Source organism: Sphingomonas sp. LY54 (assembly GCF_035594035.1).
Lineage (GTDB): Bacteria > Pseudomonadota > Alphaproteobacteria > Sphingomonadales > Sphingomonadaceae > Allosphingosinicella.
In genome coordinates, this window is the sequence record NZ_CP141588.1 from 349,357 (window position 1) to 371,121 (window position 21,765).

16 protein-coding genes and 1 tRNA gene are annotated in these 21,765 nt (G+C 67.2%); 8 read left to right on the forward strand and 9 right to left on the reverse strand.

Going from position 1 to position 21,765, the window contains the following annotated elements; translation table 11 throughout:
- Nucleotides 1-67 precede the first annotated feature (67 nt).
- Complete coding sequence (tyrS, locus tag SH591_RS01800; protein ID WP_324750263.1) at nt 68-1,297, forward strand: tyrosine--tRNA ligase; 1,230 nt, start codon at nt 68-70, stop codon at nt 1,295-1,297.
- On the opposite strand, the gene recG is transcribed toward tyrS, so the two are convergent.
- A complete protein-coding gene (gene recG / locus SH591_RS01805) occupies nt 1,294-3,351 on the reverse strand; it encodes an ATP-dependent DNA helicase RecG (protein ID WP_324750264.1) in 2,058 nt (685 codons plus the stop codon). The genes tyrS and recG overlap by 4 nt on opposite strands.
- Nucleotides 3,352-3,482: 131 nt before the next feature.
- Between recG and SH591_RS01810 the strand changes: the two genes are divergently transcribed.
- Together SH591_RS01810 and mfd are read left to right on the forward strand one after the other, a co-directional pair.
- Nucleotides 3,483-3,749: an FAD assembly factor SdhE gene (locus tag SH591_RS01810; protein WP_324750265.1), complete on the forward strand. Its 267-nt coding sequence runs from the start codon at nt 3,483-3,485 to the stop codon at nt 3,747-3,749.
- Entirely contained in the window at nt 3,750-7,244 is a 3,495-nt protein-coding gene (mfd, locus tag SH591_RS01815; protein ID WP_324750266.1) for a transcription-repair coupling factor, read from the forward strand.
- Here the strand turns inward: mfd and SH591_RS01820 are convergent.
- Nucleotides 7,241-9,256: a putative bifunctional diguanylate cyclase/phosphodiesterase gene (locus SH591_RS01820; protein WP_322830535.1), complete on the reverse strand. Its 2,016-nt coding sequence runs from the start codon at nt 9,254-9,256 to the stop codon at nt 7,241-7,243. The two genes, mfd and SH591_RS01820, sit on opposite strands and share 4 nt — an antisense overlap.
- A gap of 148 nt (nt 9,257-9,404) precedes the next feature.
- Between SH591_RS01820 and SH591_RS01825 the strand changes: the two genes are divergently transcribed.
- Both SH591_RS01825 and SH591_RS01830 read left to right on the forward strand, forming a co-directional pair.
- Nucleotides 9,405-10,187, forward strand: coding sequence for an NAD kinase (locus SH591_RS01825; protein ID WP_322830536.1), 783 nt, complete (start codon nt 9,405-9,407; stop codon nt 10,185-10,187).
- Nucleotides 10,188-10,258: 71 nt separating this feature from the next.
- Nucleotides 10,259-10,333, forward strand: a tRNA-Asn gene (locus tag SH591_RS01830).
- Nucleotides 10,334-10,414: 81 nt separating this feature from the next.
- On the opposite strand, the gene SH591_RS01835 is transcribed toward SH591_RS01830, so the two are convergent.
- On the reverse strand, nt 10,415-10,969 hold the full coding sequence (locus SH591_RS01835; protein ID WP_324750267.1) for a hypothetical protein: 555 nt from the start codon (nt 10,967-10,969) through the stop codon (nt 10,415-10,417).
- A 9-nt stretch (nt 10,970-10,978) separates the two neighbouring features.
- Complete coding sequence (locus SH591_RS01840) at nt 10,979-12,148, reverse strand: zinc-dependent alcohol dehydrogenase (protein ID WP_324750268.1); 1,170 nt, start codon at nt 12,146-12,148, stop codon at nt 10,979-10,981.
- Nucleotides 12,149-12,393: 245 nt separating this feature from the next.
- Here SH591_RS01840 and SH591_RS01845 point away from each other — a divergent pair, with 245 nt between their 5' ends.
- The gene (locus SH591_RS01845) at nt 12,394-13,005 is read left to right on the forward strand and encodes a hemerythrin domain-containing protein (RefSeq protein WP_324750269.1); all 612 of its coding nucleotides are present in this window, start codon (nt 12,394-12,396) and stop codon (nt 13,003-13,005) included.
- Nucleotides 13,006-13,056: 51 nt separating this feature from the next.
- Here the strand turns inward: SH591_RS01845 and secA are convergent, their stop codons facing one another.
- Nucleotides 13,057-15,792 carry a preprotein translocase subunit SecA gene (gene secA / locus SH591_RS01850; RefSeq protein ID WP_324750270.1) on the reverse strand — a complete coding sequence of 912 codons (2,736 nt, stop codon included), beginning with the start codon at nt 15,790-15,792 and terminating at the stop codon, nt 13,057-13,059.
- Nucleotides 15,793-15,935: 143 nt separating this feature from the next.
- Here secA and SH591_RS01855 point away from each other — a divergent pair, with 143 nt between their 5' ends.
- Nucleotides 15,936-16,295 (forward strand): GFA family protein, encoded by a 360-nt coding sequence (locus tag SH591_RS01855; RefSeq protein WP_324750271.1) that lies wholly within the window; start codon nt 15,936-15,938, stop codon nt 16,293-16,295.
- 115 nt (nt 16,296-16,410) lie between these two features.
- On the opposite strand, the gene trxA is transcribed toward SH591_RS01855, so the two are convergent.
- Nucleotides 16,411-16,731 (reverse strand): thioredoxin TrxA, encoded by a 321-nt coding sequence (gene trxA / locus SH591_RS01860; RefSeq protein ID WP_322830542.1) that lies wholly within the window; start codon nt 16,729-16,731, stop codon nt 16,411-16,413.
- A 50-nt stretch (nt 16,732-16,781) separates the two neighbouring features.
- Nucleotides 16,782-20,204, reverse strand: coding sequence for a double-strand break repair helicase AddA (gene addA, locus SH591_RS01865; RefSeq protein ID WP_324750272.1), 3,423 nt, complete (start codon nt 20,202-20,204; stop codon nt 16,782-16,784).
- Between the two features lie 329 nt (nt 20,205-20,533).
- Between addA and SH591_RS01870 the strand changes: the two genes are divergently transcribed.
- Entirely contained in the window at nt 20,534-20,947 is a 414-nt protein-coding gene (locus tag SH591_RS01870) for an acyl-CoA thioesterase (protein WP_324750273.1), read from the forward strand.
- On the opposite strand, the gene SH591_RS01875 is transcribed toward SH591_RS01870, so the two are convergent.
- Complete coding sequence (locus tag SH591_RS01875) at nt 20,944-21,138, reverse strand: hypothetical protein (protein WP_324750274.1); 195 nt, start codon at nt 21,136-21,138, stop codon at nt 20,944-20,946. The genes SH591_RS01870 and SH591_RS01875 overlap by 4 nt on opposite strands.
- A 70-nt stretch (nt 21,139-21,208) precedes the next feature.
- Nucleotides 21,209-21,736, reverse strand: a complete 528-nt coding sequence (locus SH591_RS01880; RefSeq protein WP_324750275.1) for a surface-adhesin E family protein — start codon at nt 21,734-21,736, stop codon at nt 21,209-21,211.
- Between the last annotated feature and the right edge of the window lie 29 nt (nt 21,737-21,765).

A 21,765-nucleotide genomic window follows, 5' to 3' on the forward strand; every position in this document is an offset into this window, starting at 1 on the left:
AAAAAGCGGGATCCCCGCTTTCGCGGGGATGACGAGAAACCTTGTGGGCGCTAAGCACTCGCTCGCCATGACCGAATACAAATCCGATCTCCTTCGCCTGCTCGACGAGCGCGGCTACATCCACCAGGTCACCGATGCCGAGGGCCTCGATGCCATGGCGGCCAAGCAGATCGTGCCCGGCTATATCGGCTTCGATCCGACCGCGCCCTCGCTCCATGTCGGCAGCCTGGTGCAGATCATGATGCTCCGCAGGCTCCAGCAGGCCGGCCATAAGCCGATCGTGCTGATGGGCGGCGGCACCGGCAAGATCGGCGATCCGAGCTTCAAGGACGAATCCCGCAAGCTGCTGACCGACGAGGTGATTGCCGGCAACGTCGCCTCGATCAAGCGTGTGTTCGAGCGCTTCCTGACCTTCGGCGACGGACCGACCGACGCGGTCATGCTCGACAATGCCGAGTGGCTCGATGCCCTCGAATATATCCCGTTCCTGCGCGACATCGGCCAACATTTCTCTGTGAACCGCATGCTGAGCTTCGACAGCGTCAAGCTGCGGCTCGACCGCGAGCAGTCTTTGTCCTTCCTCGAATTCAACTACATGATCCTGCAGGCCTACGACTTCCTCGAGCTTTCGCGCCGCGCCGCATGCCGGCTGCAGATCGGCGGCTCGGATCAGTGGGGCAATATCGTCAACGGCGTCGAGCTGGCCCGGCGGGTCGATTCGACCCAGGTCTACGGCGTCACCACGCCGCTCATCACCACCGCCGACGGCGGCAAGATGGGCAAGACGGCGGCCGGCGCGGTCTGGCTCAACGCCGACGCGCTCGCCCCCTACGATTACTGGCAGTTCTGGCGAAACACCCAGGATGCCGATGTCGGCCGCTTCATGCGCCTGTTCACCGATCTGCCTCTGGACGAGATCGCGCGCCTCGAGGCGCTTCCGGGCAGCGAGATCAACGACGCCAAAAAGGTGCTGGCCGACGAGGCGACGGCGATGGCGCACGGCCGCGCCGCCGCCGTGGAGGCCGCCGAGACGGCGCGCCGCACGTTCGAGGAAGGCGCCGCCGGCGGAGCCCTGCCGACGCTGACCGTGACCGGCGACGGGCTCGGCATCGTCCAGGCCCTCACCGTGATCGGCTTCGCGGCGTCCAACGGCGAAGCGCGCCGCAAGATCGCCGAAGGCGCGGTGCGCTTGAACGGCGTCGTGATCAGCGACCCCGCCTTCACGATCACGCTGGAGAGCGACGAGCCGCTGAAGCTCAGCCTCGGCAAGAAGAAGCACGGCGTCCTGACGCGCTAGCCCGAGCGCAGCAGCCCCACTGCCGCGTCGCGCTCGAACAAATAGAGCAGGGTGCGCGCTGCCTGGCCGCGCGGGCCTTCCAGGCCGCCGTCGCGGTCGACCAGCAGCCGCGCGTCGTCGCTGGCCGACTGGATCAGCGCCTGGATCTGCTCGGGACTGGCGAGCCGGAACTGGGCCTCGCCCGACTGGCGCGTGCCGAGGATCTCGCCGGCGCCGCGCAGCCGCAGATCCTCCTCCGCGATGCGGAAGCCGTCGTTGGTCTCGCGCATCAAGGCGAGCCGCGCCCGCGCCGTTTCCGACATGGCGTTGCCGCGCAGCAGCAGGCACACCGATTTCTGGTCGCCGCGGCCGACGCGACCGCGCAACTGGTGGAGCTGAGCGAGGCCGAAGCGCTCGGCCCCCTCGATGATCATCAGGGTCGAATTGGGCACGTCGACGCCGACCTCGATCACCGTCGTCGCCACTAGCACCGCCACCGCGCCGCGCTGGAACGCCTCCATCACGGCGTCCTTTTCCGGCCCTTTCATGCGGCCGTGGACGAGGCCGACCTTGTCGCCGAACCGCAGCCGCAGCAACGCCGCCCTTTCCTCGGCCGCGGCCTGGTCGGAAGCCTCGCTCTCCTCGACCAGAGGGCACACCCAATAAGCCTGGCCACCTTTGCCCATGTGTCGGCCGAGCGCGTCGATCACCTCGGGCAGACGCTCGGCGCTCAGCACCCGCGTTTCGATCGGCTGGCGCCCCGGCGGCATCTCGTCGAGCCGGCTGACGTCCATCTCGCCATAATGGGTAAGCGTCAGCGTACGCGGGATCGGCGTGGCGGTCATCACCAGCAAATGCGGCGGCTTCTCCGCCTTCTCGGCCAGCATCATGCGCTGGGCGACGCCGAAGCGGTGCTGCTCGTCGACCACGGCGAGGCCGAGATTGCGATAGGCGACGTGCTGCTGGAAGATGGCGTGCGTGCCGACCAGGATGTGGATCGAACCGTCGGCGAGACCCATCAGGGTCGCCTCGCGCGTCCTGCCCTTCTCGCGCCCGGTCAGGATCGCGACGTTGACCGGCAGGCCGGCGAGCTGGCGGCGCAAAGTGTCGAAATGCTGGCGCGCCAATATCTCGGTCGGCGCCAGCAGCGCCCCCTGAGTCCCGGCCTCGACCGCGATCAGCAAGGCCTTCAAGGCGACCAGGGTCTTGCCCGATCCGACGTCGCCCTGGAGCAGGCGCAGCATCGGCACCTGCTGCTGCAGATCGCCTTCGATCTCGTCGATCGCGCGGCGCTGGGCGCCGGTCGGGGCGTAAGGCAGGTTGAGCTGGCCCCGCAGCCGTCCGTCGCCGCGCAGCGGCACGCCGCGTCGCCGGCGCGAGGACGCGCGCACCAGCATCAAAGCGAGCTGGTTGGCGAATATCTCGTCATAAGCGAGCCGCTCGCGCGCGGCGTCAGCTTCCGAGTCGCGATGCGCCTTGTGGAGCGAGGCCTGCCAGCCCTGCCAGCCCTTGCCGGCGGCGAGGCTCGGCTCGATCCATTCGGGCAGGTCCGGCATGCGGCCGAGCGCCTGCGCGGCGAGCTGGCCCATCCGGTTGTTGGTGAGCCCCTCCGACAAGGGATAGACCGGCTCGCGCTCCGGCAGCGCGTCGCCCTCGTCGGGCGCGAGCACATAGTCCGGATGGACCATCTGCAGCTCCTGGCCATACATCTCCATCCGGCCCGAGACGAGCCTGGGCTCGCCGAGCGGGAGCTGCTTGCGCGCCCAGCCGGGGTTGCGGAAGTAAGTGACGGTGAGCGCGTTGCCGGCGCGGTCCTGCGCGATCACGCGGAACGGACCGGTCGCGCGTCCCTGGCGATAGTCGGTCGGCGTGACGACCACGCTCACCACCCGCCCCGCATCCGCCTCGTCGAGCAGGTCGACGCGCTTGCGATCGATCCAGCTCACGGGGAGGTGGAACAGAATATCGACCACGCGCTCCAACCCCAGCCGCTTGAGCGGCTTGGCGAGGCCCGGGCCGATGCCTTTCAGCACCTCCACTTCGGCGAACAGCGGATTGAGAATATCGGGGCGCATAACTAGATGGGCACTTCGTAAGCATGATCCGGGAAAGTGGGAACCGGTTTTCCGACCCGATCATGCGCCAACCAAGAAGCCCAAAGCCTGCAGGCTCCGCCAGCCCGCCGGCCGATTCCCCATGGAGCGTCATGAACCGCGAACACCGTCTGAAACGCCTCCGCTTCCGCGCCTGGCACCGCGGCACCAAGGAAGCCGACATATTGATCGGCGGCTTCTTCGACCGGCACCATGAAGGCTGGGACGAGGCGGAGATCGACTGGTACGAGGCGTTCCTCGAGGAACAGGACGTCGACATCATGGCCTGGGCGATCGGAACCCAGCCCGTCCCCGAACGCTGGGACGGCGCGATGATGCGCGACCTCAAGACCCTCAACTATATCAAGCATGCGGAATAAGTGACCGACATCCAGAAGATCCTGTCGGCCACCAGGCCGACGACGCTCGCCGGGGCCCCCGTCGGCTTCGTACCCTGGCTCGCCGCCGACCTCGCTCGCGCCGCAAAGCCTGCCCTGAGCGGCGCCGCAGGAGGCCGCGCCGAAGGAGGCCGCGTCGTCTTCATCGCGCCTGACGAGGCAGCCATGCGGCACATCGTCGATGCCGCCCATTATTTCGCGCCCGAGCTCGAGACTTTGAGCTATCCCGCCTGGGACTGCCTGCCCTACGACCGCGCCTCGCCTTCGCTCCGCGCTTCGTCCGAGCGGCTGGCGACGTTGCATGCGCTGCAGCGCAAGGCCGACAAGCCCCAATTGCTGGTCACCACCGTCAATGCCGCGACCCAGCGGACGCTGACGCCGTTCCGCGTCCGCCAACTGGTCGCGCACCTTGCTCCCGGCGAGCGGATCGACCTCGACAAGCTCACGCAGCTGCTGAGCGCCAACGGCTATGCCCGCACCGAGACGGTCGCCGACGCCGGCGAATTCGCCGTCCGCGGCGGCCTCGTCGACCTTTTCCCCTCGGGCGAGGAAGAGGCGCTGCGACTCGACTTCTTCGGCGACGAAATCGAGAGCGTGCGCCGCTTCGACCCGGCCACCCAGCGCACCACCGGCCGGGTCGATGGCTTCACCCTCCTGCCCGCCTCCGAGACCCTGCTCGACGAGGACAGCATCAAGCGCTTCCGCTCGCGCTACCGGGAGCTGTTCGGCGCCACCGCGACCGGCGACCCGCTCTACCAGGCAGTGTCCGAGGGCCGGCGCCTGGCCGGGCTCGACCATTGGCTGCCCCTGTTCGAGGAACGGCTCGAAACCCTGTTCGATCATCTCGGCCCGGCCGACCTGATCGTCCGCGACGCGGGCGATGCCGGCGCGGTCGATGCGCGGTTCGAGGCGATCGCCGATTATTACGAAAACCGGTCGCGCGCGCAGTCGTCCGACGCGGGCAGCTATCGCCCGCTCAAGCCCGAGACGCTCTACCTCAGCCGCGCCGAGTGGGACACCGCGATCGCCGAACAGCCGATGCACCTCGTCACGCCGTTCCACGAGCCGGACAGCGCCACCGTGATCGACTTCCAGGTCGAAGCTCCGCGCGACTTCGCGCCGGAGCGGGCGCAGAATGCGAACATCTACGAAGCGGTCGTCGATCATGTCGACGCGCTCCGCAAATCGAACCACAAGGTCGTGCTCGCCAGCTACTCGGCCGGCTCGCGCGAGCGCCTGAAGGGACTGCTGGGCGACCACGGCCTGACCAAGGTCGCCGAGGCCGACAATTGGCAGGAGGCGCTGGGCGCCGCCGCCAAGGGCCAGGTGGCGCTGACCGTCATCCAGCTCGATCACGGCTTTACCGCCGCCGATGTGGCCTTGCTGACCGAGCAGGACATGCTCGGCGACCGCCTCGTCCGCCGCAAGAAGCGCAAGAAGAGCACCGACGCCTTCCTGTCCGAGCTGGCGACGCTGACGCCGGGCGATCTCGTCGTCCACATGGACCACGGCATCGGCCGCTATGACGGCCTGACCCAGATCCCGGTCGGCACCAGCCCGCACGATTGCGTCGCGCTGGAATATGCGGGCGGTGACAAGCTCTACGTGCCGGTCGAAAATATCGACGTGCTCAGCCGCTACGGCAGCGAGAGCGACGGCGTGACCCTCGACCGGCTCGGCGGCGAGGCCTGGCAGCGGCGCAAGGCGCGGATGAAGGAGCGGATCCGCGAGATTGCGGGCGAGCTCATCAAGACCGCGGCCGAACGCGCGTTGCGCCAGGGCCAGGTGGCCGAACCCGATACCGGCTTCGCCGCCTTCGTCGACCGCTTCCCCTATGAGGAGACAGAAGACCAGGACCGCGCGATCGACGACGTGGTGGGCGATCTCGGCGCCGGACGGCCGATGGACCGGCTCGTCGTCGGCGATGTCGGCTTCGGCAAGACCGAGGTCGCGCTGCGCGCCGCCTTCGTCGCGGCGATGGCTGGAATGCAGGTCGCGGTGGTCGCTCCCACCACCCTCCTCGCCCGCCAGCATTACACCAATTTCGTCGAGCGCTTCCGCGGTTTCCCGGTCGAAATCGGCCGCCTGTCGCGGCTCGTGCCCGCCAAGGAGGCCAAGGAAACCCGCGACAAGACCGCCGACGGCCAGACCGACATTCTCATCGGCACCCACGCCCTTCTCGCAAAGTCGGTGGAGTTCAAAATGCTCGGTCTCGTCATCGTCGACGAGGAGCAGCGCTTCGGCGTCACCCACAAGGAGAAGTTGAAGGCGCTGAAGTCCGACGTCCACGTGCTGACGCTGACGGCGACGCCGATCCCGCGCACTTTGCAGATGGCGATGTCGGGACTGCGCGAGCTTTCCGTTATCCAGACCCCGCCGGTCGATCGCCTCGCCGTCCGGACCTATGTGATGCCGTGGGACCCGGTGGTGCTCCGCGAAGCCCTGCTGCGCGAACATTATCGCGGCGGCCAGAGCTTCTTCGTCGCGCCGCGCGTGTCGGACCTCGCCGACATCGAGCAGTTCCTGCGCGAGGAAGTGCCCGAAGTCAGCTTCGTCACTGCCCACGGCCAGATGTCGGCGACCGAGGTCGAAGAGCGCATGTCGGCCTTCTACGACCGCAAATATGATGTCCTGCTCTCGACTACGATCGTCGAGAGCGGCCTCGACATCCCGAGCGCCAACACGCTCATCATCCACCGCGCCGACCGCTTCGGCCTTGCCCAGCTCTACCAGCTGCGCGGCCGCGTCGGCCGCTCGAAGACGCGCGCCTACGCCTATCTCACCACCCCGGCCAACCGCACGGTCACCGAGGCGGCGGAGAAAAGGCTGAAGGTGCTGGTCAATCTCGATTCTCTGGGCGCGGGCTTCCAGATCGCCAGCCACGACCTCGACATTCGCGGCGCCGGCAACCTGCTCGGCGACGAGCAATCGGGCCACATCAAGGAGGTCGGCTTCGAGCTCTACCAGTCGATGCTGGAGGAGGCGATCGTCACCGCCAAGGCGGGCGGGCTCGAACCGCGGCGCGAGGACTATTCGCCGCAGATCACGGTCGACGCTCCGATCATGCTGCCCGAGGAATATGTCCCCGACCTCGACCTGCGCATGGGCCTCTACCGCCGCATGAACGAACTCGAGAACCGCCAGGAGATCGAGGCGTTCGCGGCCGAGCTGATCGACCGCTTCGGCAAATTGCCCGAGGCGACCGAGAATCTGCTCAAGATCATCGAGATCAAGCTCAACGCCAAGAAGGCCTGCATCGTGAAGCTGGACGTCGGCGCCAAGGGCGCTCTGGTCAGCTTCCACAATGATCAGTTCCCCGATCTCGAAGGCCTGATCGGCTACGTCCAGCGCCTCAAGGGCACCGCCAAGCTGCGCCCCGACAGCAAGCTCGTCATCACGCGCAGCTGGCCCGACCCGGCGGCGCGGATCACCGGCGCGCTGCAGCTCTCCAAGGGCCTGGCGAAGATCCTCGCCTAACCGGCGACCAGGGCTTCCAGCGCGGCCGAATCGATCGGCTTGGAGCAGAGGAAGCCCTGGTAGAGGTTGCAGCCCTCCTGGGCGAGCAGGCCCAATTGCTCCTCGGTCTCGACCCCCTCGGCGATCACGGCGAGGCCGAGCGAGCGCGCCATGTCGATCACGCTGCGGACGACGATGCGGTCGCGCGGCGAGCCGGTGATGTCCTCGCACAGCCGCTTGTCGATCTTCAGGTAATCGAGCGGCAGCGCCTTCAGATAGGCAAGGCTCGAATAACCGGTGCCGAAATCGTCGATCGCGATGCGCAGCCCGCCCTCGCGCAGCTCCGCGAGCAGGGTCGCGGCCGCGTTGAGGTCCTCGATCAGGCCGGTCTCGGTCACCTCGACGGTGAGGCGCGAGCGATCGAACCCGCTCTTCTCGACCAGATCGAGGAACTGGGCGGCAAAGCCCGGACGGACGATGTCCTCGGCGGTGATGTTGACCGCGACCCGCAGGTGGGCAAGCGAGGCTGGCCAGGCGGCCGCGGCGGCGATCGCCTTGCGCTGCACATGGTCGGACAATTGGACGAGATAGTCCGAGCGCTCGGCGACGCTGAACAAGGTGATCGCGCCGAGCTCGCCATAAGTCGGGTGGCGCCAGCGGGCGAGCGCTTCGGCGCCGGTGATGGCTCCCGTGGTCGTCGAGACCTGGGGCTGGAAAAGGATTTCGATCTCGTCCTTGTCGAGCGCGCGGCGCAGGTCGATCTCGAGCTGGTCGCCGAGCGCCGTGTCGCTCTGCGCTTCGCTGTCGAGCACCCGGATCGGCCCGGTGTCGGCATTCTTGGCGTCGACGAGCGCGCTGCTGGCGCGGCGCAGCAAGGCGGCGGCATCGTCACCGGACGCGGATGCGGCAATGCCGACGCGGCTCCCCAGGGTTATGACATGATGGCCCGACATGAACGGCCGCGCGATCGCCTCGACCAATTGGCCTGCAAGGAAGCGCGCTTCCGCCAAGGTGGTCGGAGCCGCCATCGCGATCACGAACTCGGCTCCCGCCAGGCGGGCGACGAAGCGGCGGCGCGGCGCACCTTCGACCACGCGCTCGATGCGCCGCGCGACCGCCTGCAGCACGCTGTCGCCGGTCGCGCGCCCGAAGGCGGCATTGATCGTGTCGAACCGGCTGACCGCGAGCAGGAGCACGACCAGTTGCGGCTGGTCGCTCTCGGCGCCGGCCAAACGGCTCCCGAGCCAGGCGCGGGCGGCGTGGGCGTCGCGCAGGCCCGTCATCGGATCGCGCGACTGGAGCGGGCCGTTCTCGGCGACGGCGATCGTCTCGGTGCGGCCGACAATCTCGCTGTCGGCGCCGACGCGGAGATGGTGTGCGAGCCGGGCCCCGTCCTCGTCATGATGGGCGAAGGCGGTCGATTCGCCGGTCGCCATCAACCGGTCGATCGCGCCCCGAGCGGCGCGGCGGCCGTCGGCGTCGAGCTTGCGGAACAACTCGATCAGCGGGATGCGCTGGCCGTTCTCGCCGCCGATCCCCGCCTTGCGTGCGAGCGCCGGGCTGAGCTCGACCGTGGAAGCCCCCGGCTGCCAGCGCCACGAGACGCGCTGGCCGGCCTCTTCCGAACGGCGCGGGCGATAGCCGCCGGCGACGCGATCGGCGTGGCGCGCGGCGAACTGGACGGCCTTGAGGAACTGGTGGTCGCTGAACGGACTCACCAGGAAATGGGTGGCGCCGGCTTCGTGCAGCCGGTCGAGCGCCTCGCCGTCGTTGCGCGAGACGAGGACGAGCAGGGCAGCGGCATTGGCTTCGGCCGGGTCGGCGAGCGCGCGCACGCCCTCATAGCCTTCCTCCAGCGCGCCGCGCGCGTCGACCACGGCGACGGTAGCGCCGGACGAGACGAAGCGACCTTCGGCATTGGCGGTGCGGCGGGCGGCGATCGGCTGCCAGCCCGCGCTTTCGGCGAGACGGGTCAGCTCGTCGCGATGGCGGAACGAGAGGACGAACAGGGGTGCGGACACACCGGCTGCCATTCGCTTCGACCCCTTTCCGCCCGGGCGAGCTTGCCCTCCGTCCCTCTAGCTTGCGCCCATCGCCTCAACAATCGGTTTAGACCGCCTGCCCCGCCCCGGCACAGGCCGCGCTTGCGGCGGGCCGGCACCCGCCCTAGCAATGTCGCTGATGTCGTACAGCAACCATCCGGCGATGGCCCTTCTCGCATCTCCCGCAGAGGCGGCCCTCGCGGCCGAGACCCTGCTGCGCGAGCGCTACGATTTCGTGCCGCTCGAGCAGGCCGACATGATCCTCGCATTGGGCGGGGACGGCTTCATGCTACAGACGCTCCACGAGATGCTCGACCGCGGCAAGGCCTGCCCCGTGTTCGGCATGAACCGCGGCACGGTCGGCTTCCTGATGAACGAATGGCGCCTCGATGGCCTCTACGAGCGGGTCCAACGCGCCAAGAAGATTTCGGTCGCGCCGCTCCGCATGGACGCGTTCACCGTCACGGGCGAGCATATCGTCAGCCCCGCGATCAACGAGGTCTCGTTGCTGCGCGAGACACGCCAGACGGCGCGGGTCGAGGTGGCGGTGAATGGCCGCGTCGTGCTGCCGGAACTGGTCTGCGACGGCGTGCTGGTCGCAACCCCGGCAGGGTCGACGGCGTACAACCTGTCTGCTCAGGGACCGATCTTGCCGCTCGGATCGAAGATGATGGCGCTGACCCCGATCAGCCCGTTCCGGCCGCGGCGCTGGCGCGGGGCGCTCATCCCCGACGACCTTAAAATCTCGTTTCGTGTGCTCGATCCGGTCAAGCGGCCGGTGTCTGCGGTGGCCGATCAGCGCGAAGTGCGCGACGTTGCCGTCATCGAGGTGCAGATCGACCGCGAGCAGGTGCTGACGCTTTTGTTCGATCCCGAGCATGCTCTCGACGAGCGGATCACGATGGAACAGTTCGCAGTCTGAAAAATCTCGGCCGAAGGCCTTGCCAGCCCCGAACATCTCTGCTTATAGCCCGCCCTGCCTGAACGGGCTGCTCCCCGGTAGCTCAGCGGTAGAGCATCCGACTGTTAATCGGATGGCCGATGGTTCGAATCCGTCCCGGGGAGCCACTTCTTCTTTGAAGAAGAGCCCGTAAGCGCAGGAAAAGGCCCGACTGGAGCGATCCAGCCGGGCCTTTCGCATTTCGTGCTTCAGGCGGTCGCGAGCGACCGCGCCGGGGCCGGGTCGGACCTCATGTCGGACGGCGTCTCGAAGTCGCGCGTCGCCGCGCCCCGCGCGGCCGCAACGCCGCCTGGGAAGCCGGAACGGTCGCTATAGTCGCGCTGCTCGCCGCGATCCTCGCTCACCTCGCGCGTCAGGCTCGCTGCGGTCAGGACATCGACCACAGCGATCCCCGCCACCGCCGCGATCGCCATGCCCGCATTGCGGCGCTGCTGCTCGTCGCCACGCCTCAGCCCGACCGCGAGCGTACCGAGATCGAGCAGGTCGCCGCCGACGCGGCTCCAGATCGCCGGCGCCGGGTCGACCGACAATGCGCCGACGCCGCTCGCAATCTCGCGTGCCCCGAATGCCTGGAGCAGACGCTCATGCCCCTCGAGGCCGAGCGCCTTGGCGAGCCGCCCGGGCGCGACGATCTCGGCGAGCCCGAGCCCGATGCTGAACCAGCCCAGGCCGCGCGCCACGCGGTCGGTCGTCGTCAGGCTTCGATCGGGACGGCTGACCACCAATGTGGAAACTTCGTTCATGACCATCTCCTAGGGTTTCAGGACCACCTTGATGCAGCTGTCCTGCTTCTGCTCGAAGACGCGGTACATGCCCGGGCCCTCCTCGAGCGAGGCGGTGTGGGTGATGACGAAGGACGGGTCGATCTGACCCTCCTCGATGCGGCGCAGCAGGTCGTCGGTCCAGCGTCGGACATGAGTCTGGCCGGCGCGCACGGTCAGTCCCTTGTTCATCAGCTGGCCGAGTGGGATCTTGTCGGCAAGCCCGCCATAGACGCCCGGGATCGAGAGAATGCCGGCCGGGCGGCAGACGTAGATCATCTCGCGCAGCACATGGACCCGGTCGTTGACCGCCATCGTCGCCTGCTTGACGCGGTCGTACATGGAATCGACCGTGCTGCTGGCGTGCGCTTCCATGCCGACTGCGTCGATGCACTTTTCGGGGCCCTTGCCGCCGGTCAGCTCGTTCAGGCGCTCGACGGCATTCTCCTCGTCGACGTTGATCGTGATCGCACCCGCCGCCGCAGCCATGCTCAGCCGGTCGGGAAGCCGGTCGATCGCGACGACCTGCTTGGCGCCGAGGAGGATGGCGCTGCGGATCGTCATCTGGCCGACCGGGCCGCAGCCCCAGATCGCGACCGTATCGGTCGGCTGGATGTCGCACTGAACGGCGGCCTGCCAGCCGGTGGGGAAGATATCGCCCAGGAACAGCACTTGCTCGTCGGTGAGGCTGTCCGGCACCTTGATGTGGGTCGCGTCGGCGAACGGCACGCGCAGGTATTCCGCCTGACCGCCCTGGTAGCCGCCGGTGAGATGGGTGTAGCCGAACAGGCCTGCGGTGGTGTGGCCGAACACCTTCGCCGCTAGGTCCTTGTTGCGGTTGCTGCGCTCGCACACCGAATAATTCCCGCGCTTGCACTGCTCGCATTCGTCGCAGTTGATCGTGAACGGCACGACGATGCGGTCGCCCTTCTTGAGCTTGGTGACGCTGCTCCCGGTTTCGACGACTTCGCCCATCATCTCATGGCCGACGACGTCGCCGGGCTTCATCGCCGGGATCATGTTGTGGAAGAGATGGAGGTCCGAGCCGCAGATCGCGCAGCTCGTCACCTTGATGATGGCGTCCTTCGCGTCCTCGATTTCGGGGTCGGGGACCGTGTCGCACCTAATGTCCTGCTTGCCGTGCCAGACGAGCGCTTTCATCCTGGTCTGCTCCTTCTTTTCACCCCACGCACGCCAACCGAACGTACCCGCTGGCGGATCGGCCACGGCCTTGGCTTCGGGTGGTCGCACACCAGTAACGGCTCGACGCGGCAGGCGCAGTCGACGGAGCCAAGTGAAGGAAATTGCTCCGCTTTTCCTGATCTGGATCAAAGGCCCACTCGCCCCGAACCGGAACATCGCAGCCCGCCCGAAGGTTTGCAGCAGCAGTTTCCTAGGAGGTCGATATGGCAACCAAGACACGTGCGAAGGGCGGCAGCAAAAGCCGCTCGGGCGAAAGCCTGTTCAACTGGGACAATGCCAATACCGGCGTGCTCGTCGGCGCGGCCGTTGCCGGCGCGGCGGTTGGGCTTGCAGCCAATATGGGGCGCAAGATGTTCGTCCAGATGTCGAGCGGCGCCAGCGGCGACTGGGTCGAGGCGCTCAAGACCGAGCACAAGCTCGCGCTCGCCATCTTCGACAAGATCCAGGCGACCGACGACAGCCAGACGATGATGCGCTCGCATCTGCTCGCCAAGCTCAAATATGCGCTGACCAAGCATGCGCTTGAGGAAGAGAATGTGATTTATCCGGCATTGCGCGCGGCCGACGAGATCGCCGGCGCCGACCGGCTCAACGCCGATCACGGCTATGTGAAGACCTATCTCTACGAGCTCGAGACGATGGCCAAGGATGATCCGGCTTGGCTCGCGCGCGTGTCCGATTTCCGGGCAATGATCGAGGAGCATATGCGCGAGGAAGAGGAAGAGCTTTTCCCGATGCTGCGCGGCCGGCTCTCCGAAGAGGACAATGCGAAGCTATCGACGATGATGAACAAGGAAGGCTTCAAGTTCGCCTGATCGCAATCTGAAAAGAAAAGGGCCGGTCCCATCGGGCCGGCCCTTTCTCTTTTAGGCCACCACGCCGTGGCAGTGCTTGTACTTTCGCCCGGACCCGCAGGGGCACGGTGCATTGCGGCTTTCGGGCGGCGCGAACTCGCCATTCTCCCCGGCCGGCAGCGGCGGCTGCGGAATCTGCATCGGCGGCAGGCGCGACATGACGTTGCCCGTGGCCGCGTCGATGTCGGCGCTGTTGTCCTCGCCGGTCAGCGGGTCGATATGATGCGTCACAAAATCCGGCATTTCCGGAAATTCGCTCATTTCCGGCTGCTGCCAGCTGAACTGGGCGAAGGCCAGCGACCGGGTGACGTCCTCACGGATCGCGCCGAGCATGCGCTCGAACATCTGGAAGGCTTCGTGCTTATACTCGTCGATCGGCTTCTTCTGCGCATAGGCGCGCAGGTGGACGACCTGACGCAGCGCGTCGAGCATCGCGAGATGCTCCTTCCAGTGATGGTCCAGCGACTGGAGCAGGATGCTCTTCTCGATCTGGATCCAGGTCTCGGGCGCGAGTTCGGCCGCCTTGGCGGAGATTTGCGCGTCCGCCATTTCGCGAATCCGGTCGAGTAGGATCTCCGGATCGACCGCTTCCTCCTTGAGCCAGTCGTCGATCGGCGGATTGAGGCCGAACACCTGCTCGAGGCGCGATTTCAGCAGCGCGATATCCCACTGCTCGGGATAGGTGTTGGGCGGGCAGGCCTCGCCGACGATCGTGTTGACAGTCTCCGCGCGCATGTCCTCGACCACATCGCCGATCGTGTCGGCATCCATGATGTCGGCACGCTGCTCGTAGATCACCTTGCGCTGGTCGTTCATCACGTCGTCATATTCGACGACCTGCTTGCGGATGTCGTAGTTGCGCGCCTCGACCTTCTTCTGCGCCGTCTCGATCGCCTTGGAGATCCAGGGGCTGACGATCGCCTCGCCGTCCTCCAGATTCTTGTTCATCAGGCGCGCGAACATGGTCTGCGGGCCGAAGATGCGCAGCAAATCGTCGTCGAGCGAGAGATAGAAGCGGCTGAGACCCGGATCGCCCTGGCGCCCCGAACGGCCACGCAGCTGGTTATCGATGCGGCGGCTCTCGTGGCGCTCGGTGCCGAGCACGAACAGGCCACCGGCATCGAGCACGCGCTGCTTCTCTTCAGCAATTTCGCGCTTGATGCGCTCGATCGCCGCCTCGCGCTCCGGACCCTCCGGCATCTCGCTGAGCTCGTCGTTGATGCGGAAGTCGAGGTTGCCGCCGAGCTGGATGTCGGTGCCGCGGCCGGCCATGTTGGTCGCGATCGTGACGGCGCCCTGGCGGCCCGCCTGCGCCACAATATGCGCTTCCTGCTCGTGGTAGCGCGCGTTCAGGACCTCATGCTTGACGCCGTCTCGGTTGAGGAACTCGGAGAGCAGCTCCGACTTTTCGATCGAGACGGTGCCGACCAGTACCGGCTGGCCGAGCTCGGACTTCTCGCGGATCGCCTTCGCGATGGCCCCGAACTTGTCCTCCTGATTCTTGTAGAATTCGTCTTCCTCGTCAATGCGCTGCACCGGCACGTTGGTCGGGATGGTGACGACGTTCATCTTGTAGATGTCGTAGAATTCGGGCGCCTCGGTGAGCGCCGTTCCGGTCATGCCCGCAAGCTTCGGGTAGAGACGGAAATAATTCTGGAAAGTTATCGAGGCGAGCGTCTGGTTCTCGGGCTCGATCTTCGCCCCTTCCTTGGCTTCCACCGCCTGGTGGAGGCCGTCCGACCAGCGCCGCCCGTCCATCATGCGCCCGGTAAACTCGTCGATGATCACGACCTTGTCGTTCTTCACGATGTAATCGATGTCGCGCTTGAAGATCACGTTCGCCTTCAGCGCCTGATTGAGGTGGTGGACAACCTGCGTATTCTCGAACGCGTAGAGGTTGGCGCCCTCGAGCAGCCCCGCGTCCTCGAGCAGGCGCTCGACGCGCTCGGTGCCGTCTTCGGTGAGCACGACCGAACGCTGCTTCTCGTCGACTTCGTAATCGTCGGGCACGAGCTGCTTCACGATCAGGTCGACCGCCATGTAGAGCTCGGACTTGTCGTCGGTCGGGCCCGAGATGATCAGCGGCGTGCGCGCCTCGTCGATCAGGATCGAGTCCACCTCGTCGACGATCGCGAAATTGAAAGTCCGCTGGACCATCGATCCGCGGTCATATTTCATATTGTCGCGCAGATAGTCGAAGCCGAACTCGTTGTTCGTGCCGTATGTGATGTCCGACGCGTAAGCGTCGCGGCGCTGCTGGTCGGTGAGGTTCGGGACGACCACGCCGACGGTCATGCCGAGGAAGCGGTAGACCTGGCCCATCCAGTCGGAATCGCGGCTGGCGAGATAGTCGTTGACCGTGACGACGTGAACGCCCTTGCCCTCGAGCGCATTCAGATAGGTGGCGAGCGTCGCGACCAGCGTCTTGCCCTCGCCGGTCCGCATCTCGGCGATCGAGCCGCGGTGCATGACGATGCCGCCGATCATCTGGACGTCGAAATGGCGCATGCCGAGCACCCGCACCGCCGCTTCGCGCACCGTGGCGAACGCCTCGGGGAGCAGGTCGTCGAGCGTCTCGCCCGCAGCCAGGCGTTCGCGGAACAACTGGGTCTGGTTCCGCAGCGCATCGTCGGACATCGCCGAGATGGTCGGTTCGAAACCGTTGATGCGATCCACGATCTTGCGGAGAGAACGGACGTAACGGTCGTTGGCCGAACCGAAGATTGCTTTGGCAAATCCGCCAAACATGGGCGTTCCTGTCGTTAATTATGTGATCTGCAACAATTGCGGCCCGGAACAGCCGCCCCCGCAGAAATTGTCCCCGGCGATGTAGGGTTGGCCCCTATCCAAGTCAATTGACGGGGGACCGACCCAAGGCCTAGCAAAAAGCCATGACCGAGCGGCTGTCGGGAGGCTGCGCCTGCGGCGCAGTTCGCTATGCGCTGGAAAGCGCTCCGTTCGACGCCGGCTGGTGCCATTGCCGCATCTGCCAGCTCAATTCCGGAGCTCCGGCCATGGCCTTCGCCAGCGTGCGATCCGGCAACCTCGTCTTTGTCCAGGGCGCGGACCAGGTCCGGACCTTTCCTTCTTCGAGCTTCGGGCACCGGCTGTTCTGCGGAGCGTGCGGAACGCCGATCGCGATGGAGGTGAACCACCAGCCCGAGACGATCGACTTCAGCATCGCCACGCTGGACGAGCCGGACGCCGTGGCGCCCGGCTTCCATATCTTCTGGGCGAGCCGCATCGCCTAGTTCGATCCCGGCGACGAGCTGCCCCGCCACGACCGCTTCCGTCCCGACACGCGCGGGCTCGCCGGGACGGAACCGCCGGAATAGATTCCCCCACGATATCGTGGGGAAGATTGGCTCAGAGTTCGCCTTCGAGCCAGCCCTGGAGCGCGCTCTTGGGAGCAGCGCCGACCTTGGTCGCCGCCGGCTCGCCATTCTTGAACAGGATCATGGTCGGAATGCCGCGCACGCCATATTTGGCGGGCGCGTCGGGGTTCTCGTCGATATTGAGCTTGGCCACCGTGACCTTTTCGCCCAATTCGTTGCTGATTTCCTCGAGCGCGGGCGCGATCATCCGGCACGGGCCGCACCATTCCGCCCAGAAATCGACGAGCACGGGGCCCGATGCGCCCAGCACGTCCTGCTCGAACGAGGCGTCGGTAACGGTCTTGGTAGCCATTTCAATCTCCTGAAGTATCCAAGTCGATGTAGGGTGCGCGGGCAGCCGCCTCAACCTTCGGCGAGCGCGGGGACGGCACCGAAGCGCAGAAGAAGCTCGCGCGGAAGCGGATGGAGCGTCGGGCCGGACGTATAGAGCAACGAGGCCTCGACCGGGCGGCCCGGGAAGATGACCTCCAGCGCGGCGACATAAGCGGCCATCTGCCGCAGGTGGGGCACTGGCACCTCCTCGGGCCGGGCAGGCACGCCCCTCCCCGTCTTGAAATCGACGAGGCGTATGCCCGCATCGGTCACCAGCAGCCGGTCGACTGTGCCGGTAATGACGGCACCCTCCGGCGTCACCGCCGCTATCGGCGCCTCGGCCAGCGCGTCCGGGCCGAATATGTCGGCAAAGGCCGGATCGCCGATGATCGCGCAGGCATCGGCGACGAGCCGGCTGCGGAGCGCGGCGTCGGCGACGCCCGCCGAATGTTCGAGCCAGGCGTCGGCGAGCGCCGCACGCGCATCGGGCGCGGCCGAAGGCAGCCGCTCGAACAAAGCATGGAGCAATTTGCCCCGCTCCGAGGCGGCGCGCATTGCCGGTGTCGGCGGCGGATTGGGGACGTCGTCCTCGCCCAGCGACGAAGGCGCGAGCGGGCGCGGCGGCCGCGCTTCGATCGGCGCGGGACGGTGAGCCCAGTGCGGAGCGACCAGCGGCGCGCGGTCCGCCTTGGCGGTCACGCCCCGCGCAGGCGCCTCCGCATCGCCGAAGCGGCGCGCCTGGCCCCAGAGGCGATCCTCCTGCCAGTCGCAACCGAGCCCGGCCAGCGATGTCTCGATCGCCTGGTACCAGCTTCCCTGCGGCGGCCCCCTGCGGTCGGCCGGACCGAGAGCGCCGCCGACATAGAGCCGCTCCTCGGCGCGGGTCATGGCGACATAGAGCAGCCGCCAATGCTCCTGGCGGTCGAGCGCGTCCTGGCGCTCGACTTGGGCCTTGAGCGGATCGGTCAATTCGTCCTTGCGCGGCCGGAAAACGGGCAAAGGCGGCGAGCCGTCGCCGAGATCGAGGTCGGCGCCGCCGGCGCGCGAACGCGACGGATCGACAGTGGCGTCGGCGAGGATCACGACCGGCGATTGCAGCCCCTTCGAGCCGTGCGCGGTCATCACCCGCACCGCGTCGCGCGATTCGCCGGCGTCGCGGACGATCTCGACATCGCCGCGCGCGAACCAGTCGAGGAAGCGCTGCAGCGACGGCCTGGCGTTGCTCTCGAAGTCGAGCGCGCTGGCGAGCAGTTCCTCGATCGGGTCGCGCGCCTCCGGGCCGAGCCGTTCGAGCAACCTGCGCCGTCCTTCGAGCGGACCGGACAGCAAAGTTTCGATAAACTGGTGGGGCGTCGCGTAATCGGCCATCGCCAGGATGTCCTGGAGCCCTTCGAGCGTCGCCGGGTCGGCCTTCGCCCGTATCTCGGGCCAGAGCGCCCCTTCCCTTTTGTGCGCGACGGCGAAGAGTTGGTCCTGGGTCCACCCGAACAGAGGCGAGACGAGCAGGCCGGCGAGGTTCAGATCGTCCATCGGCTGGACTGCGAAGCGAGCGGCCGCGAGCAGGTCCTGCACGGCCAGCGGCGCAGAGAGGAGCAAGCGGTCGACACCGGCGACCGGCACGCCTTCGGCGTGGAGCCGCGCGACTATAAGCGCCGCAAGCGTCGAGCGGCGCCGGACGAGGATCAAGATGTCCTCGGGCCGGACCGGACGCTTCTTGTCGCCATGGCCGATTTCGAACGGATGATCGAGCCAGTGGCGGATCTGCCGCGCGACGCGCGACGCGAACAGGCGCACCGAGTCACCGATCCAGCCCTCCTCGCCTTTGTCTTCGTCCAAGGTCTCGGCGAGTTCGACGCTGAGCGGCTGCCACAGGGTCACCGAGCCCGGGCGCGTCTCGTGGAAGCTTTCATGCGGGTTCGGGCGCTTGGGCAGGCCCAATGCCTCGTGCCCAAGATCGGCGATCACCCGGTCGACGGCCTGCAGGATAGGCGGCGACGAGCGGAAGCTGCGGTCCATCGACAGATCGAGGAAGTCGCGCTCGACCGCCCGCGCCTCGCGGTCGAACCAGGCCCGGGCGACGTCGAAGCTTTGCGGATCGGTGCCTTGGAAGCCGAAGATGGCCTGCTTGTAGTCGCCGACGGTAAAGATCGTGCGGTGGGCGTCGCGCGCACCCTCGCCAGCGAAATATTCGAGCGCGAGCGCGCGGACGATGTTCCACTGCCGCTCATTGGTGTCCTGCGCCTCGTCGACCAGGATATGATCGGTCTGCTGGTCGAGCTTGAAGCGGACCCACTCGCCCATGCCGGGCTCGAGCAGCAGCCGCTCCGCCCATCGGATGAGGTCGTCGAAATCGACCGCGCCCTGCGCGCGCTTGGCAGCGGCATAGGCTGCGGCAAAGCTCTGGCCGACCCGCAGCCCCGCGGCGATCTGCTCCACCAGCCGAGCGGTGGAGCGGAGGCGCAGCAGCGCTTGGCAGCATTCGACCAGCTTGGCCGCATGCTGCGCATAATCGGGGGCGGCTTTGAGCAGGCCGGCCGTGACCGCGCGCGGCTCGCCTGCCTTGGTGAGCACAGTGCCGGCCAGCTCATCGAGCGTCAGGCCCCGTTCAGCATTGGAGCGGGTCCGCCAGGCGGCGATCGCGTCGCAGCATTTGAGCCCGCTGGCCGTGCCCCAGTCGCGATTGGCAGCGACGATCCGATCGACCGTGCCGACATCGAAAATATCGTCGCAGCAGGCCTCGGCGATCGCCTCCTCAACGTCGCCGGCCGGAATGCCGAATGCGCGCCGCAGCCGCGCCTCGATCCCTTCGCGCGCGCCGAGCGCCTCCATTGCCGCGGGCGCGCGGGCGCATTGCATCAGGAAATCCTCGGCTCCGCCCTCGCCCAGCCGATGGCTCAGCGCCTGGAGGTCGCGCACCAGCGGCAAATCACCGCCGGCCTCGGCGCGGACGAGCAGGTCGGCCAGCGTCTGGCGGGCAAGCGCCTTCTCCTCGCGTGCCTCCAGGGGGCGGAAACCGGGGACCAGCCCCGCCTCGGCCGGGAAAGCGGCGAGCAGTCCCTGGGCGAAGGCGTGGATCGTCTGGATGCGGAGGCCGCCGCCGGCGGCATCGAGCACCCTGGCGAACAGCGTCCGGGCCCGCTCGCGGCTGGCCGGCCCGGGGTCCTCGCCGAGCGCGACCAGCTCGGCGCCGAGCTCGGCATCCTTCAGCCTGACCCAGTAAGCGAGCCGGGCGTGGATGCGGTCGGCCATTTCGGCGGCGCCGGCCTTGGTGAAGGTGAGGCACAGGATCGAGGCAGGATCGACGCCGGAAAGCAGAAGCCGCAGGACGCGCGCGGTGAGAACGTGCGTCTTGCCGGTACCGGCCGAAGCCGACAGCGCCGCATGGTCGCGCGGGCTCGACGCGCGCAACTGGTCGCCTTGCAGGCGCGAGAGCGGCTTCAGGCGTTTAGGCAAGGTGCGACAGGTCCCGCATTACCAAAGCTATAGGCGAGGCATCGCCCGCGCGCCAACCGCCCGCCCCGCAGAGGCCCTTCAAATATTTCCCGGCATTAACCTTCCTTAATTCGCCGCCGCCGCCGCTCCGCTATGACCGCGGCTGCTCGATTCGGAAGGACCACCGATGGCCGCGGAACGCATTCGCACTCTCTCCACCTGGTTTGCCGGCGCATTCGTGTCGACTTTGCTCGGCCTGGCGTCAGCCTCGCTCCCGGGATTGCTCTGACGGCGGAAATAAAGATCCCCACGCGCTTTAAGAGTCGGCCTGCCGACACTAATGTAGATTCATGGCACTGAGCGCGCGCTACCGTTTCCCGATCGGGATCAAAGCCGAAGACATCGACTTCATGGGGCACGTGAACAACGCCACCTATCTCACGTGGGTGCAGGAGGCGGTGATCAGCCACTGGCGCAACCTGGCGCCGTCCGACGCGGTGGCGAGCAAGCTCTGGGTCGCGCTCAAGCACGAGATCACCTACCGCAAGCCCGCCTTCCGGCAGGACGAGGTCGTGGCGACCGTGGTGCTGGAGAGCGTCAAGGGCGCCCGGGCCATCTACCAGACGCTGATCCAGCGCGGCGAGGAAGTGCTGGCCGAGGTCCGCTCGAGCTGGTGCTGCGTCGACGCGCACACGCTGCGGCCGTCGCGGCTCGCGAAGGACGTCATCCAGCGCTTTCTCCCGACCGGGGGCCGCGAAAGCTAAAGCGCGCGGTCGTGTGCCGCCACGGCGTCGGGCGCGTCGGCGCTCGATATCTCGCCGCGATCGCGATCGTCCGGCGAGGGATCCTCGTCCTTCCTGCGGGCATTGTCGGTGACATCGGGTCGATCCCCGGGCCGTTCGCGCTCCGGAGCCGGGCCGGCATTGACCGTGTCTTCGCCTTTTTGATTGGCCATCGAAAACCTCCATCCGTCACCAGCCAAACGAACAGCCGCGGGAAAGGTCGCCGCGGCGATGACGGGCGCGTCAGCGGGTGGGATTGGCGCGGTAGAAGGCGGCGATCTCGTCGGCGAGCGTGGCCGCGGCGGCCACGTCCGGACTGACCTTGATGTCGGGATAGGGTTCCTCGCCTGCGCAGACGAAGCGGAGCACGTCCTCGCTGGCCGAACGCGGCAAGACCGGGCGCATGTCCGGAGCACGCGTCGGCTCGGCGAAGAGCAGGTGTCCGCCTTCGCCGTAGAAACGGGCCTGCTCCTCGCCGACCGTGCCGCGCGCGCAATCGGCGCGACTGGTCCGCACGGCGCGGCGGACGAGATGCGGACCGACGTGTTGCGCCGGGGTGTAGATCCAGAGGGTCTCGAAGCGTTTCGAATCGCCCTCGACGCGGATGGTGCCGGGCGCGACGAAGCCGACCTGCTCGTCGCCGGCGAAGGCGACCAGCACAAAGGCCGGCGGCGCGGTCGCGGCGGCGAACATCAAGGCGAGACTGGCGAGCACGGGTTCTTCTAGACCCAAAGCGGCTGAACCGGCGATGATCTTGTCGCTCCGGCGCATTCGGCGGCGAAACAATCCCCGTCCCGCCT

Excerpts from the sequence above, each read along its gene's own strand:
- tyrS (WP_324750263.1), top strand. The coding sequence starts at position 68 with ATGACCGAATACAAATCCGATCTCCTTCGCCTGCTCGACGAGCGCGGC.
- recG (WP_324750264.1), bottom strand. The coding sequence starts at position 3,351 with ATGCGCCCCGATATTCTCAATCCGCTGTTCGCCGAAGTGGAGGTGCTG.
- SH591_RS01810 (WP_324750265.1), top strand. The coding sequence starts at position 3,483 with ATGAACCGCGAACACCGTCTGAAACGCCTCCGCTTCCGCGCCTGGCAC.
- SH591_RS01820 (WP_322830535.1), bottom strand. The coding sequence starts at position 9,256 with ATGGCAGCCGGTGTGTCCGCACCCCTGTTCGTCCTCTCGTTCCGCCAT.
- SH591_RS01825 (WP_322830536.1), top strand. The coding sequence starts at position 9,405 with ATGTCGTACAGCAACCATCCGGCGATGGCCCTTCTCGCATCTCCCGCA.
- SH591_RS01835 (WP_324750267.1), bottom strand. The coding sequence starts at position 10,969 with ATGAACGAAGTTTCCACATTGGTGGTCAGCCGTCCCGATCGAAGCCTG.
- SH591_RS01840 (WP_324750268.1), bottom strand. The coding sequence starts at position 12,148 with ATGAAAGCGCTCGTCTGGCACGGCAAGCAGGACATTAGGTGCGACACG.
- SH591_RS01845 (WP_324750269.1), top strand. The coding sequence starts at position 12,394 with ATGGCAACCAAGACACGTGCGAAGGGCGGCAGCAAAAGCCGCTCGGGC.
- secA (WP_324750270.1), bottom strand. The coding sequence starts at position 15,792 with ATGTTTGGCGGATTTGCCAAAGCAATCTTCGGTTCGGCCAACGACCGT.
- SH591_RS01855 (WP_324750271.1), top strand. The coding sequence starts at position 15,936 with ATGACCGAGCGGCTGTCGGGAGGCTGCGCCTGCGGCGCAGTTCGCTAT.
- trxA (WP_322830542.1), bottom strand. The coding sequence starts at position 16,731 with ATGGCTACCAAGACCGTTACCGACGCCTCGTTCGAGCAGGACGTGCTG.
- SH591_RS01870 (WP_324750273.1), top strand. The coding sequence starts at position 20,534 with ATGGCACTGAGCGCGCGCTACCGTTTCCCGATCGGGATCAAAGCCGAA.
- SH591_RS01875 (WP_324750274.1), bottom strand. The coding sequence starts at position 21,138 with ATGGCCAATCAAAAAGGCGAAGACACGGTCAATGCCGGCCCGGCTCCG.
- SH591_RS01880 (WP_324750275.1), bottom strand. The coding sequence starts at position 21,736 with ATGCGCCGGAGCGACAAGATCATCGCCGGTTCAGCCGCTTTGGGTCTA.